The 14,018-nt window shown below is 68.3% G+C and carries 14 protein-coding genes; 12 read left to right on the top strand and 2 right to left on the bottom strand.

Annotated elements, in window-relative coordinates; translation table 11 throughout:
* The first annotated feature begins 14 nt into the window (after positions 1 to 14).
* From LQZ87_RS10285 to LQZ87_RS10275, 3 genes are read left to right on the top strand one after another with little or no spacing between them, the layout of a single operon-like run.
* On the top strand, positions 15 to 689 hold the full coding sequence (locus LQZ87_RS10285; protein ID WP_230103452.1) for a TetR/AcrR family transcriptional regulator: 675 nt from the start codon (positions 15 to 17) through the stop codon (positions 687 to 689).
* A complete protein-coding gene (locus LQZ87_RS10280; protein WP_230103371.1) occupies positions 682 to 1,434 on the top strand; it encodes a 3-hydroxybutyrate dehydrogenase in 753 nt (250 codons plus the stop codon). The genes LQZ87_RS10285 and LQZ87_RS10280 overlap by 8 nt, the downstream gene beginning before the upstream one ends.
* Positions 1,431 to 2,366 carry an alpha/beta hydrolase gene (locus LQZ87_RS10275; protein ID WP_230103370.1) on the top strand — a complete coding sequence of 312 codons (936 nt, stop codon included), beginning with the start codon at positions 1,431 to 1,433 and terminating at the stop codon, positions 2,364 to 2,366. The genes LQZ87_RS10280 and LQZ87_RS10275 overlap by 4 nt, the downstream gene beginning before the upstream one ends.
* Here the strand turns inward: LQZ87_RS10275 and LQZ87_RS10270 are convergent.
* The gene (locus LQZ87_RS10270; RefSeq protein ID WP_230103369.1) at positions 2,360 to 3,151 is read right to left on the bottom strand and encodes an IclR family transcriptional regulator; all 792 of its coding nucleotides are present in this window, start codon (positions 3,149 to 3,151) and stop codon (positions 2,360 to 2,362) included. The genes LQZ87_RS10275 and LQZ87_RS10270 overlap by 7 nt on opposite strands.
* Before the next feature lie 104 nt (positions 3,152 to 3,255).
* On the opposite strand from LQZ87_RS10270, the gene LQZ87_RS10265 reads away from it, so the two are divergent.
* From LQZ87_RS10265 to LQZ87_RS10255, 3 genes are read left to right on the top strand one after another with little or no spacing between them, the layout of a single operon-like run.
* Complete coding sequence (locus LQZ87_RS10265; protein ID WP_230103368.1) at positions 3,256 to 4,044, top strand: CoA transferase subunit A; 789 nt, start codon at positions 3,256 to 3,258, stop codon at positions 4,042 to 4,044.
* A gap of 2 nt (positions 4,045 to 4,046) precedes the next feature.
* Positions 4,047 to 4,700: a 3-oxoacid CoA-transferase subunit B gene (locus LQZ87_RS10260; protein WP_230103367.1), complete on the top strand. Its 654-nt coding sequence runs from the start codon at positions 4,047 to 4,049 to the stop codon at positions 4,698 to 4,700.
* Positions 4,697 to 5,875 (top strand): acetyl-CoA C-acetyltransferase, encoded by a 1,179-nt coding sequence (locus LQZ87_RS10255; RefSeq protein ID WP_230103366.1) that lies wholly within the window; start codon positions 4,697 to 4,699, stop codon positions 5,873 to 5,875. Before LQZ87_RS10260 ends, LQZ87_RS10255 begins: the two co-directional genes overlap by 4 nt.
* A gap of 9 nt (positions 5,876 to 5,884) precedes the next feature.
* On the opposite strand, the gene LQZ87_RS10250 is transcribed toward LQZ87_RS10255, so the two are convergent.
* Positions 5,885 to 6,181 (bottom strand): hypothetical protein, encoded by a 297-nt coding sequence (locus LQZ87_RS10250; RefSeq protein WP_230103365.1) that lies wholly within the window; start codon positions 6,179 to 6,181, stop codon positions 5,885 to 5,887.
* 235 nt (positions 6,182 to 6,416) lie between these two features.
* Between LQZ87_RS10250 and LQZ87_RS10245 the strand changes: the two genes are divergently transcribed.
* The 6 genes from LQZ87_RS10245 to ilvN all read left to right on the top strand — a co-directional run bounded on the left by LQZ87_RS10245 (position 6,417) and on the right by ilvN (position 13,980).
* Positions 6,417 to 7,589, top strand: a complete 1,173-nt coding sequence (locus tag LQZ87_RS10245) for an MFS transporter (RefSeq protein WP_325471455.1) — start codon at positions 6,417 to 6,419, stop codon at positions 7,587 to 7,589.
* Between the two features lie 33 nt (positions 7,590 to 7,622).
* A complete protein-coding gene (locus tag LQZ87_RS10240) occupies positions 7,623 to 9,035 on the top strand; it encodes a trehalose-6-phosphate synthase (RefSeq protein ID WP_230103363.1) in 1,413 nt (470 codons plus the stop codon).
* 79 nt (positions 9,036 to 9,114) lie between these two features.
* Positions 9,115 to 9,912 (top strand): trehalose-phosphatase, encoded by a 798-nt coding sequence (gene otsB, locus LQZ87_RS10235; protein WP_230103362.1) that lies wholly within the window; start codon positions 9,115 to 9,117, stop codon positions 9,910 to 9,912.
* A gap of 9 nt (positions 9,913 to 9,921) precedes the next feature.
* Positions 9,922 to 11,640 carry a dihydroxy-acid dehydratase gene (gene ilvD, locus LQZ87_RS10230; protein WP_230103361.1) on the top strand — a complete coding sequence of 573 codons (1,719 nt, stop codon included), beginning with the start codon at positions 9,922 to 9,924 and terminating at the stop codon, positions 11,638 to 11,640.
* A 24-nt stretch (positions 11,641 to 11,664) separates the two neighbouring features.
* A complete protein-coding gene (locus tag LQZ87_RS10225; RefSeq protein ID WP_230103360.1) occupies positions 11,665 to 13,467 on the top strand; it encodes an acetolactate synthase large subunit in 1,803 nt (600 codons plus the stop codon).
* Between the two features lie 3 nt (positions 13,468 to 13,470).
* Positions 13,471 to 13,980 (top strand): acetolactate synthase small subunit, encoded by a 510-nt coding sequence (ilvN, locus tag LQZ87_RS10220; protein WP_230103359.1) that lies wholly within the window; start codon positions 13,471 to 13,473, stop codon positions 13,978 to 13,980.
* Positions 13,981 to 14,018 lie beyond the last annotated feature (38 nt).

The raw sequence follows: 14,018 nt of genomic DNA, 5'->3' as shown, positions 1-14,018 counted from the left end.
CGTCCGTTGAGACCATGGCCGACGAGCTGGTCTCGCCCGCCACTGGCCGTCCGCTGACCAAGCGCGGAGAGGCCACCAGACGCCGGCTGCTCGAGGCCGCCGAGGGCGTGTTCGCCGACCTCGGGTACCACGAGGCGTCGATCGTGAAGATCACCGAGCGAGCAGGCGTGGCTCTCGGCACCTTCTACCTGTACTTCGACAGCAAGCAGACGATCTTCGAAGCGCTCGTCATCGATCTCAACCGTCGCGTCCGGCACTCCATGTCCGAAGCGATGGCTGAAGCGAAGAACCGCATCGAGGCGGAGCGACTCGGATTCGAGGGATTCTTCCGATTCACCGCCGCGCACCCGGCGCTCTATCGTGTCGTCCGCGAGGCGGAGTTCGTCTCGCCTTCGACCATGCGACTGCACTACGAGCGGATCGTCGAGGGCTACCGCGCAGGTCTGCGCGCCGCGCAGCAGGACGGAGACATCGATCCGACGCTCGACCCAGAGGTGGCCGCCTGGGCGCTCATGGGCGCCGGCGAGCTGATCGGCATGCGATACCTGCTCTGGGAGCGGGACGCCGACGGGCGACCGCCCGCGCAGATCGACGCCGCCGTCATCGACGGCATGACGCGGTTCATCGGCAATGCACTGCGGCCGCACGCCGCCGCGGGTGCGGGGGAGAAGGAGAACGACAATGGCTGATCAGGATCTGGCCGGACGCCGAGCCGTCATCACCGGGGGAGCGAGCGGCATCGGCCTCGCGTGCGCTCGGGAGTTCGCCTCGCGCGGCGCGCACGTCGTCATAGCCGACCTGAACCGCGACGCGGCCGAGGAGCACGCGGCGGCCCTCGGCGGTGAGGCCTGGGCGGTCGACCTCTCGAACACGTCGGCGCTCGACGACCTCGAGCTCGAGGCGGACATCCTCGTCAACAACGCCGGGATTCAGCGCGTGAGCCCGATCGCCGAGTTCGATCCTGACGCCTTCCGCACCATCCAGCGCATCATGCTCGAGGCGCCGTTCCTGCTCATCCGCGCGGCACTTCCCGGCATGTACGAGCGGGGGTGGGGGCGTGTGATCAACATCTCCAGCGTCCATGGATTGCGCGCTAGCCCCTTCAAATCCGCGTACGTCACCGCGAAGCACGGCCTCGAGGGCCTGTCGAAGGTCACGGCTCTCGAGGGCGGGCCGCACGGAGTGACCAGCAACTGCATCAATCCCGGCTACGTCCGCACGCCGCTGGTCGAGAAGCAGATCGCCGATCAGGCCAAGGTGCACGGCATTCCCGAGAACGAGGTCGTCGAGAAGATCATGCTGACCGAGAGCGCGATCAAGCGTCTCGTCGATGCATCAGAGGTGGCGTCGCTGGCGGGATGGCTCGCGTCGCCGCACGCCGCGATGGTGACCGGCTCGTCGTACACGATGGACGGCGGGTGGACGGCACGATGAGCACGCACACGTATCGCACCGTCGATGTCCCGGTCAGCGGTGGCGACCTGCGCGTCGGCGTGTGGGACCCGGTGGATGCCGTAGGCGACATCCTCACGGTTCTCGCGATCCACGGTGTCACCTCCTCCCATCTGGCGTGGCCGTTCCTCGTGGAGCAGCTGCCTGGTGTCCGCGTCATCGCCCCGGATCTGCGCGGCCGCGGCGCGAGCAACGAGCTCGCCGGCGCGGCCGGCATGGTCGCCCACGCGACCGACATGGTCGCGGTTCTCGACGCGTTCGGCGTGAGCACTGCACCGGTGATCGGACACTCGATGGGAGGATTCGTCGCCGTCGTGCTCGCGCACCTGCATCCGACGCGGGTGCAGCAGCTGGTTCTGGTCGACGGCGGGCTACCGCTGGACGTCCCGGCCGGGGTCGAGCCGGACCAGCTCGTGTCGATCATCCTCGGACCGACCGCCGACCGCCTGTCCAAGCGCTGGACGAGCGTCGAGGAGTACATCGAGGTGTTCTGGCGGCACCACCCCGCCTTCGAGGCGGACTGGAGCGACGACCTCGAGCGCTACATCGCCTACGACCTCGTGCCCGATGGTGATGGGCTCCGTCCCGCCACGAGCTACCAGACCACCGTCGAGGACACGATCGATCTGAATCTGGGATCGGCGCTGCCCGAGGCGCTGGCCGCGCTGACCGTTCCGACGCTGTTCATCACCGTGCCCCGCGGCCTGCAGAACGAGACGCCCGGCCTCTACCCGGCCGGGCACCGCGAGAAGCTGCTGGCCGAGCACCCGGACATCCGCCATCGCCACCTGGACGGACTCAACCACTACACCGTCGTCATGAGCGACCGCGGCGCCCTGGCGCTCGCTCCTCTCGTGCAGGCCGAGGTCGGCGTCGTGGGAGCGCAACCGGACGCACTTCGACAGGCTCAGTGACCGGTCCGGTTGGCGATTCGGGACGACAGCTGGTGGGCGTGCGCCATCAGTGTCCGGCCGAGCTCGGCGATCCGATCGGGGCCGAAGCGGAACTCGACTCCGGTGAGGCTCAGAGCCCACTCCGGACGCCCGCTGCGGTCGAACACGGCGGCGCCCATGCCCCAGCTGCCCTCGACGATGAGGCCGGGGTTCACGGCGTAGCCGCGCTCCTTCGTCTCGGCCAAGCGGCGGCGCAGGGGAGCCGCGGAGTGCGTGCGCCCCCATCGGCTGCTGAGCTCAGGATGCCTGTCCAGATAGGCATCCACATCGTGGGCAGGGAGGAACGAGAGAATCGCCAGCCCGGCGCTCGCGACGCCCAGGGGGAACCGCACACCTTCGCTGAGTACGAACGAGCGAATCGGGAAGGCACCCTCCTCGCGGAGCAGGCACACCGTCTCGTCGGCTCGGCGCACCGAGAGGAAGGCACTCTCCTCGGTCTTCACCGCCAGCGACCGCACGATGTCACGCGCCAGAGCCGTGACGTCGTAGCGCGCCGCGGCCACTGATCCCATGAGGAACAGCTCCGGTCCAGGCATCCATCGGCCGCTCTCCTCGTCGCGATCGACGAGACCTTCGGCGCGCAGCGCGCTGAGCAGACGGTGCGCAGTCGAGCGTGTCAGGTCGGCCGCCTTCGCGAGGTCCTGCAGGGCGGCTCCGTCGTCGCCTCCGGCGGTCACCAGACGCAGAAGCCTGGCAGCGCGCGCCACGGCCTGAGCGCCGGGCACGGAGCGAGCCGGGGTGTCCATAATGTGGACGCTACCTTCCCATTCGCCCATATCGCAAGACCCGGCTTCACCCGGCGCCGCAGATGGCGGATGCTGGAGGAAGACCTCACACGAAGGAGTGCTGCGTGATCGACAAGCAATGGGCATCGGCTGCTGACGCCGTCGCCGACATCCCTGACGGGGCGTCCCTGGCGGTCGGAGGCTTCGGACTCTCCGGCAACCCGATCGCCCTCATCGAGGCCCTGCTCGCGCAGGGAACGACCGACCTCAGCGTCGTCAGCAACAACTGCGGCGTCGACGACTGGGGGCTCGGCATCCTGCTGGGCGCGCGGCGCATCCGCAAGATGACGTCGTCGTACGTCGGCGAGAACAAGGAGTTCGAGCGACAGTTCCTCTCCGGTGAGCTCGAGCTCGAACTCACACCGCAGGGGACGCTCGCCGAGAAGCTGCGTGCAGGAGGATCCGGCATCGCGGCGTTCTTCACGCAGACCGGCGTCGGAACGCAGGTCGCGGATGGCGGCCTGCCTCGTCGCTACGACGCCGACGGCGGGGTCGCTGTGGCATCGCCGAAGAAGGAAGTTCGTTCCTTCGATCTGAACGGCACGCCGAAGGACTTCGTTCTCGAGGAGGCGATCTCCACCGATTTCTCGCTGGTGCACGCCGCGGTCGGCGACCGGCACGGCAACCTCGTCTTCAACAAGGCCGCCCGCAACTTCAACCCGCTCGCCGCGATGGCCGGTCGCGTCTGCATCGCACAGGTCGAACGGCTCGTCGAGCCGGGCGAGATCGACCCGGACTCCGTCCACCTGCCCGGGGTCTTCGTGCACCGCATCATCGAGGTCGGCACCGAGATCGAGAAGCGCATCGAGCGTCGCACCGTGTCCCAGCCGAGCACCGCCACGGAAGGAGCCTGACCATGGCACGCACCCGAGAGCAGATGGCCGCCCGCGCCGCCGCCGAGCTCACAGACGGCTCCTACGTCAACCTCGGCATCGGTCTGCCGACGCTCGTCCCGAACTACGTCCCCGAGGGCGTCACCCTCGTGCTGCAGTCCGAGAACGGCATCCTCGGCGTCGGCCCCTACCCGACGGAGGATGCGGTGGATCCCGACCTCATCAACGCCGGCAAGGAGACGGTCACGACTCTGCCCGGCACCGCGTTCTTCGACTCGGCGACGAGCTTCGGCATGATCCGCGGCGGCAAGATCGATGCCGCCATCCTCGGAGCCATGCAGGTCTCGGCCTCAGGCGACCTGGCGAACTGGATGATCCCGGGGAAGATGGTCAAGGGCCCCGGAGGTGCGATGGACCTCGTCCACGGGGCGGGTCGCGTCATCATCCTCATGGAGCACGTCGCGAAGGACGGCTCCGCCAAGATCGTGAACGCGTGCTCGCTGCCGCTCACCGGCAAGGGTGTGGCGCATCGCATCATCACCGACCTCGCCGTGATCGACGTGACCGATGATGGACTCGTGCTGGTCGAGACCGCACCGGGGGTGAGCGTGCAGGACGTGATCGACGCGACCGAGCCGGCACTCATCCTGTCGCCTGAACTGAAGGAGCTGTCATGACCGACGTCGTCATCGTCGCCGCCGCCCGTACCCCGCAGGGCCGTCTGAAGGGGCAGCTGGCATCTTTCACGGCGCCCCAGCTGGGATCGCTCGCCATCAAGGGCGCGCTGGAGCAGGCGGCCGTCGACCCCGGGGCGATCGACGCGGTCATCGTCGGGCAGGTGCTCGCCGCCGGCTCAGGGCAGAACGCCGCGCGCCAGGCGTCGATCGGCGCCGGCATCGGGTGGGACGTGCCAGCGCACTCGGTCAACAAGGTGTGTCTGTCGGGCCTCACGGCGATCATCGATGCCGCTCGTATGATCCGAACCGGGGATGCCACGACCGTGGTCGCTGCCGGCATGGAGTCGATGACACGAGCCCCGCACCTGCTCATGGGCTCGCGCGACGGCTGGACCTACGGCACCGTCGAGGTGCTCGACCACATGGCGTACGACGGCCTCACCGACGCGTACGACAGGGAGAGCATGGGGGCGTCGACCGAGCGTCACAATGCGCGCTTCGAGCTCACCCGTGAGGCGCAGGACGAGGTGGCTGCGCTGTCCCATCAGCGAGCGGCCGCTGCCGCAGACGCCGGTGCCTTCGACGACGAGATCGTCACCGTCGAGGTTCCGCAGCGCCGCGGGGAGCCGGTCGTGGTCAGCCGCGACGAGGGCGTGCGCCCGGAGACCACAGTGGAAACGCTCGGCAGACTGCGTGCCGCATTCGCCGAGGGCGGGTCGATCACGGCGGGCAACTCCTCGCAGATCTCCGACGGCGCCTCGGCTGTCATCGTCACGACTCGTGAGAACGCCGAAGCGCAGGGCTGGCCCGTGCTCGCCGTCATCGGCGCGAGCGGTCAGACCGCCGGCCCGGACAACTCGCTCCAGGCGCAGCCGGCGCAGGCGATCACCCGCGCGCTCGAGAAGCAGGGGATCACGGCGGCCGACCTCGACCTCGTCGAGATCAACGAGGCCTTCGGCGCCGTCGTCGCCCGGTCGCAGACCGAGCTCGGGATCTCGAGCGACATCGTGAACATCCATGGCGGCGGGATCGCGATCGGCCACCCGATCGGCGCATCGGGCAACCGTCTGGTCGTGCACATGGCGCATGAGCTCGCCAGACGGGGGACAGGTACGGTCGCCGTCGGTCTCTGCGGAGGCGGCGGTCAGGGCGAGGCGCTGATCCTCACGCGCTGAGCAAGCCGTTCAACGGCGGGCTTTGGCGTGTCCCTGCGCGTCGGCCAGCGCCTTCTGAGACCGGAACTGGAGCCGCTGCGCCTTCTTCGCCTTCTTCACTGACTGGGGCGAGTCGGCATCGACGAGGTCGCCGCGACGCTCGCGCCTGAGGTCGACGACAGCGCCGACCGCGAGCGCGAGGGTGATGCCCCAGCTGACCCACGAGAGGGCAGCGCGCCACGTGATCGGTTCATCGCGCGTTCCGCGCAGGAGCGATACTCCCGCCGAGATCGCTGCGACGAGTCCGGTGCTGAAGAGGTAGCGCATGCAGCCACGCTACCCCTTCCAGCCGCGAGGTAGCTGGCCCTGGAAACCATCAGGCTCGGACGCTAGGATCAGTGCGGCGCGTGAGCGCTTGAAGCTGTGTATCTACCGGCCGTCGGCGCCCCGACGGACAGCGGCGGCACCTGATCCCCGCGTCCTCGGGCGCGCGAGAGTCATGACACAGACACACGCATCTGCTCCTGCGAGCCTTCTCAGACAGGCTGGGATTCCCTATTTCGTGATCGCCTTCGTGGCACGGCTGCCGTTCGCCATGATGGTGGTCGGCGTCCTCACGATCGTCGTCTCCGCACGCGAGTCGCTGTCGCTCGGCGGACTCACCTCGGCAGCGGTCGGCCTCGGCACGGCCTGTTTCGGCCCGCTGCTCGGTGCGGCCGCCGACCGGTTCGGGCAGCGCCCGGTGTTGATCCTTCTGACGATCGCCAACAGCGCGGTGCTGATCGTGTTCACGCTCGTCGTCTACAGTGCGGCCGCTGACACGCTCGTGCTGCTCGCCGCCGTCGGAATCGGTGCGACGGCTCCTCAGGTGGCGCCGATGTCCCGCTCCCGTCTGGTGACGATCATCAACGAGCGGATGCCGGAAGACCAGCGTGTGCGGACGACCTCCGGCACGATGGCGTACGAGTCGGCAGCGGACGAGACTGTCTTCGTCTTCGGCCCGTTCCTGGTCGGCATCGCGGCATCCGTCATCGCCCCCTGGGCGCCTCTGGTCGGCGCCGCAGTGCTCACGCTCGCGTTCGTCGGCGCCTTCGCGCTGCACCCCAGCGCCAGGCATGTGTCGGCTGAACGGGGGAGTGATGGTCGTGCGCCGTCCTCCGTGTCCGAGCTCGTCCGTCCGCAGCTGCTCGTCGTGGTCATCGGCATCCTGGGGGTCGGGCTGTTCTTCGGTGCGACCCTCACCTCGCTCACCGCCTTCATGGCGGACCGAGGGTCGCCGGAGCAGGCCGGTCTGCTGTACGGCGTCATGGGGATCGGTTCTGCTGCACTCGCACTCGGCGTCGCATGGTTCCCCCCGCGCTTCTCGCTGCGCGCGCGATGGCTCGTGTTCGCCGGCATCCTGCTGCTCGGCGCGCTGCTGCTGGCCTTCGTCGATTCGCCGGGCGGCATCACCGCGGTGCTCGCCATCATGGGGATCGGGATCGGCCCGACGCTGGTCACCCAGTACAGCTTCGGCGCAGCGCGCAGCCCGCTCGGCCGCTCGGCGACCGTCATGACGATGCTCGGATCGGCCGTCATCGTCGGCCAGTCCATCGGAGCCGCCGTCACCGGCGAGGTGGCGCAGAACCTGGGCACCACGACCGCGCTGCTGCTGCCGGCGTGCGCAGCCGCGATCGTCTTCGTCACCGGCATCCTGAACTGGTTCGCCAGCCGCACGCGGTCGCGCACTCGATAACCTGGAGGCTCACCCCTGGTGCGAGGAGCTCCCATGACCGCCGCAGAATTCGTCGTCGTCGCGAACCGCCTTCCGGTGGACAGGGTCGTCAGCCACGACGGTGAGGAGATCTGGCGCACGTCGCCCGGCGGGCTCGTCGCCGCCCTCGAACCGGTGATGAGATCGGTCGACGGCGCCTGGGTCGGCTGGGCAGGGCAGGCCGACCTGGAACTCGAACCGTTCGTGGCGAACGATCTGAAGCTGATTCCCATCGCGCTCAGCGAGCAGGAGGTCGCGGAGTACTACGAGGGGTTCGCGAACGACACGATCTGGCCGCTCTACCACGACGTGATCGCGCCGCCCCAGTACCACCGGGAGTGGTGGGACTCGTACGTCACCGTCAATCGACGGTTCGCCGAGGCCGCCGCCGATGCGGTCGCGCCGAAGGGCACGGTGTGGGTGCACGATTACCAGCTGCAGCTCGTCCCCGAGATGGTGCGGGCGCTGCGGCCCGATGTCACGATCGGGTACTTCCATCACATCCCGTTCCCGGCGCACGGCCTCTATGCCCAGCTGCCGTGGCGCGATCAGGTCCTCCGCGGACTCCTCGGGGCCGACGTGATCGGCTTCCAGCGAGCGCAGGATGCCACCTACTTCCTCGCTGCCGTCCGGCGACGTCTGCAGTACGGGGTCAAGGGCTCGATGGTCGATGTGCCGGCCGAGACCGGGTCGAGGCCAGTGCTCGCCAAGGCGTTCCCGATCTCGATCGACACATCGCCCTACCTCGAGCTGGTCGCCAAGCCGGAAGTGCGCGCGCGCGCGGCGGAGATCCGCCAGAGCCTCGGAAACCCGAAGCGGATCCTGCTCGGCGTCGACCGACTCGACTACACCAAGGGGATCAGGCACCGCATCAAGGCATACGGCGAGCTGCTCGCCGAGGGCAGGCTGCAGGTGGAGGACGTCACGCTCATCCAGGTCGCGAGTCCGAGCCGTGAGCGCGTCGATGCCTACGTGCACCTGCGGGACGAGATCGAGCTGTCCGTCAGCCGCATCAACGGCGACACCGACACCATGGGGCATACGGCCATCCGGTACCTGCATCAGGGATTCCCGCGCGAGGAGATGGTCGCCCTCTATCTGGCCGCGGACGTCATGCTCGTCACGGCCCTGCGCGACGGCATGAACCTCGTCGCCAAGGAGTACATCGCCAGCAGGGCCGACAACAGGGGTGCGCTGGTGCTGAGCGAGTTCACCGGCGCCGCGGACGAGCTGCGACAGGCGATCCGGGTCAACCCGCACGACATCGAGGGCCTGAAGGACGCGATCATGACGGCGGTCGAGATGGACCCGGCCGAACAGAGCAGGCGGATGCGATCGTTGCGCAAGCGCGTGCTCGAGCACGACGTCAGGGCCTGGTCGGCCTCGTTCCTCGACGCGCTGGCGGCGGTCCGCTCACGGCACGCCTGAGCGCCCGTCATGTGGCGGTTCGCCGTCGCGCCCGCGTGAGAGGCTGGTCGGGAATCGGACCCCGACGAGGAGACACGCAGTGACCCGCACCTGGACCCCCGGAACCGCAGACGACGCGCTGACCGCCATCGCGGCGACACCGCGCCTGATCGTCGCCCTCGACTTCGACGGGACGGCATCCCCGCTCGTGCCCGACCCCATGGCCGCACGGGCTCTCCCCGCCGTCGCCGAGCAGGTCAGTCGCCTCGCCGCGCTCCCGGACACGCTCGTCGCCTACGTCTCCGGGCGCAGCATGCACGATCTCAGAATCATCACCGAGCACACCGACGACTCGGTCGTCGCCCTGGCCGGATCGCACGGGGCGCAGTACTGGTTCCCCGGCACCGGTGACGAGGATGCGCCTGGCGCGGCCACCGAGGACGGCGCGCGCGAGGAGCTGTGGGCCGCGGCACAGCCGATCGTCGACCGCTACGAAGGCGTCGGGCTCGAGCCGAAGACCTTCGGCATGGGCATCCACAGCCGCCGCGCCACGCGCGAGACCGAGCTCGCCGCGTTCGCCGCCGTCGACGCCCTGGTCGCCGAACGCTTCCCGCACTGGCGCCGCCGCCTCGGCCATCGCGTCCTGGAGTTCTCCTCCCGCGTGGAGGGCAAGGACACGGCGATGCGCGTGCTGCGCGAGCACTTCGACGCCACCGGCATCCTGTTCGCCGGCGACGACGTGACCGACGAGGACGCCATGCAGGTGCTGCTCCCCGGTGATCTGGGCGTTCGCGTCGGACCGGGCGATTCCGCCGCGACGCTGCGTGTGGACACCCCACAAGACATGGCCGTGCTTCTGGAGGCGGTGGCGTCAGAGCGCTCCGCCGGACGGGAATAGACTGCCGTCATGTCCCCGCAAGATCCTTCTTCGAACGCGTCCATCGACATCAAACCCCGCAGCCGCGTCGTCACCGACGGCATCGAGGCCACGACCTCCCGAGGCATGCTCCGCGCCGTCGGAATGGGCGATGCGGACTGGGACAAGCCGCAGATCGGCATCGCCTCCAGTTGGAACGAGATCACGCCGTGCAACCTCAGCCTGGACCGGCTTGCACAGGGGGCGAAGGAGGGCGTGCACTCCGGCGGGGGATACCCGCTGCAGTTCGGCACGATCTCCGTCTCGGACGGCATCTCGATGGGCCACGAGGGAATGCACTTCTCCCTAGTCTCCCGTGAGGTCATCGCCGACTCGGTCGAGACGGTCATGATGGCCGAGCGTCTGGACGGCAGCGTCCTGCTCGCCGGCTGCGACAAGTCGATTCCGGGCATGCTCATGGCCAGCGCGCGCCTCGACCTTTCGAGCGTGTTCCTGTACGCCGGATCGATCGCCCCCGGCTGGGTGAAGCTGTCGGACGGCACCGAGAAGGACGTCACGATCATCGACTCGTTCGAGGCCGTCGGCGCGTGCCGAGCGGGCCTCATGAGCGAAGAGGACCTCAAGCGCATCGAGTGCGCGATCGCTCCGGGTGAAGGCGCCTGTGGCGGCATGTACACCGCCAACACGATGGCATCCGTGGCCGAGGCGCTCGGACTGAGCCTCCCCGGATCAGCAGCCCCGCCCGCCGCGGACCGCCGCCGCGACTACTTCGCGCACCGCTCAGGTGAGGCCGTGGTGAACCTGCTGCGTCAGGGCATCACCACGCGTGACATCCTCACCCCCGAGGCGTTCGAGAACGCGATCGCCCTCGCGATGGCGCTCGGCGGATCGACCAACGTCGTACTGCACCTGCTCGCCATCGCCCGCGAGGCCGAGGTCGAACTGAATCTGCACGACTTCAACCGCATCGGCGACAAGGTCCCGCACGTGGCCGACATGAAGCCGTTCGGCAAGTACGTCATGAACGACGTCGACCGTCACGGCGGCATCCCGGTGATCATGAAGGCGATGCTCGACGAGGGCCTGCTGCACGGCGACGCGCTCACCGTGACCGGCAAGACGCTCGCTGAGAACCTGGCGGACCTGGACCCGGACCCGATCGACGGCGAGGTCATCCACACGTTCGACAACCCGATCCACGCCACCGGCGGTCTGACGATCCTGCACGGTTCGCTCGCCCCGGAGGGCGCGGTCGTCAAGACCGCCGGCTTCGACGCCACGGTGTTCGAGGGCCCTGCTCGCGTGTTCGAGCGCGAGCGCGCCGCGATGGATGCTGTCGCGAACGGCGAGATCAACGCCGGCGAAGTCATCGTGATCCGCTACGAGGGTCCGAAGGGCGGCCCCGGGATGCGGGAGATGCTCGCGATCACCGCCGCCATCAAGGGCGCTGGGCTCGGAAAAGATGTACTACTCTTGACGGACGGACGATTCTCAGGCGGCACAACCGGCCTGTGCATCGGCCACATAGCACCCGAAGCGGTGGACGAAGGTCCTATCGCCTTCGTGCGCGATGGTGATCTGATACGGGTCGATATCGCAGCTCGCTCGCTCGACTTACTCGTCGATGACGCAGAGCTCGCCTCCCGCCGTTCCGGCTGGGAGCCGCTTCCCCCGCGCTATACCCGTGGCGTTCTTGCCAAGTACTCCAAGCTCGTGCGCTCCGCCGCCGAAGGCGCGACCACGGGCTGACCCTGCGGATCACCAAGGAATGACATGACTGCTGACGCTTTATCGGCCGTGCCACGGCCGCCGTCCCCGAAGAACTCCGCGCCGGAGATCACCGGCGCGGAGGCCGTTGTCCGCTCACTCGAGCTGCTCGGAGTGACCGACGTGTTCGGTCTCCCCGGCGGCGCGATCCTCCCTGTCTACGACCCGCTGATGGACGCATCAGAGCTCCGCCACATCCTCGTCCGTCATGAGCAGGGAGCAGGCCACGCCGCCGAGGGCTACGCCTCGGCGTCCGGGAGGGTCGGCGTATGCATCGCCACCTCCGGGCCCGGCGCGACGAACCTCGTCACGGCGATCGCCGACGCGTACATGGACTCGGTGCCCATGGTCGCGATCACCGGCCAGGTGTTCTCGACGCTGATGGGCACGGATGCCTTCCAGGAGGCCGACATCGTCGGAATCACGATGCCGGTGACCAAGCACTCCTTCCTCGTGAAGGACGCTCGCGACATCCCCGGCGCGATCGCGGCGGCGTTCGAGATCGCCTCGACCGGTCGTCCAGGGCCCGTGCTCGTGGACATCACGAAGGACGCCCAACAGGACACGGTGCCCTTCATCTGGCCGCCCAAGATCGACCTGCCGGGCTACCGGCCCGTCACGAAGGCGCACGGCAAGCAGATCCAGGCGGCCGCGGCGCTGCTGGCAGAGGCGAAGAAGCCCGTGCTGTACGTCGGCGGCGGCGTCGTGCGCGGTCGTGCGTCCGCCGAGCTGAAGGACCTCGCAGAATCGACGAATGCGCCGGTCGTCACCACGCTGATGGCGCGCGGGGCGTTCCCCGACTCGCACGAGCAGCACCTCGGCATGCCGGGCATGCACGGAACGGTTCCCGCTGTGCTGGCACTGCAGGAGGCGGACCTCATCGTCTCGCTCGGCGCCCGGTTCGATGACCGCGTCACCGGCAAGGCCGCGCTCTTCGCTCCGTTCGCGAAGGTCGTGCACGTCGACATCGATCCGGCCGAGATCTCAAAGATCCGCACGGCGGACGTTCCGATCGTCGGTGATGTGCGCGACGTGCTCATCGACCTGGATGCCGCGTACCGCGGTGTCATCGGGGGAGACCGGCCTGACATCTCGGACTGGTGGTCGTACCTCGACGGTCTGCGGGATGAGTTCCCCCTCGGGTACACAGAGCCCAGCGACGGTCTGCTCGCCCCGCAGTACGTGATCTCGCGGATCGGCGAGCTGACCGGACCCGAGGGCATCTACGCCGCCGGCGTCGGTCAGCACCAGATGTGGGCAGCGCAGTTCATCAAGTACGAGCGCCCCAACGCCTGGCTGAACTCCGGGGGAGCGGGGACGATGGGCTACTCCGTCCCGGCCGCCATGGGCGCCAAGGTCGCCGAACCCGACCGGGTCGTATGGTCGATCGACGGCGACGGGTGCTTCCAGATGACCAACCAGGAGCTCGCCACCTGCGCGATCAACAACATCCCGATCAAGGTCGCGATCATCAACAACTCGTCGCTCGGCATGGTGCGGCAGTGGCAGACGCTGTTCTACGACGGCCGCTACTCGAACACCGACCTGAACACCGGGCACGACACCGTCCGCATCCCGGACTTCGTGAAGCTCGCCGAGGCGTACGGGTGCCTGGCCATCCGCGTCGAGAAGCAGGAAGAGGTGGATGCGGCGATCCAACTCGCGCTCGAGACCAACGATCGCCCCGTCGTCATCGATTTCGTCGTCTCGGCGGATGCGATGGTGTGGCCGATGGTGCCGCAGGGCGTCAGCAACAACTACGTCCAATACGCGCGCGATCACGCCCCCGCGTTCGATGAGGAGGTCTGACCCATGTCCAAGCACGTGCTGAGCCTCCTCGTCGAGGACACGCCAGGTCTGCTGACCCGCGTCGCCGGTCTCTTCGCTCGACGCGGCTTCAACATCGAGTCGCTCGCGGTGGGCGTCACCGAGGTGCCCGGCATCTCGCGCATCACGGTCGTCGTCGACGTCGAGGAACTGCCGCTCGAGCAGGTGACCAAGCAGCTGAACAAGCTCGTGAACGTCATCAAGATCGTCGAGCTCGACTTCGCCTCATCAGTGCAGCGCCAGCACGTGCTGGTGAAGGTGCGCACCGACAACTCGACCAGGTCGAACGTGATCGAGGTCGTGAACCTCTTCCGCGCCGCCGTGGTCGACTACGCCTCCGACGCGCTGGTGATCGAAGTCACCGGCGACCGCGGCAAGATCGATGCACTGCTGCGCGCCCTCGAGCCCTTCGGCATCAAGGAGATCGCGCAGTCCGGTCTTCTCGCCATCGGGCGCGGCGGCAAGAGCATCACCGAACGCGTCCTGCGCGGCTGACTGACATCCATATACCTCGATAGGAAAGAGAAACACAA

Origin of the sequence: Microbacterium sp. Bi121 (assembly GCF_918698005.1) — a bacterium.
In the GTDB taxonomy this organism is placed as follows: Bacteria; Actinomycetota; Actinomycetes; order Actinomycetales; family Microbacteriaceae; genus Microbacterium.
This window is presented reverse-complemented; position numbering and strand designations above follow the sequence as displayed.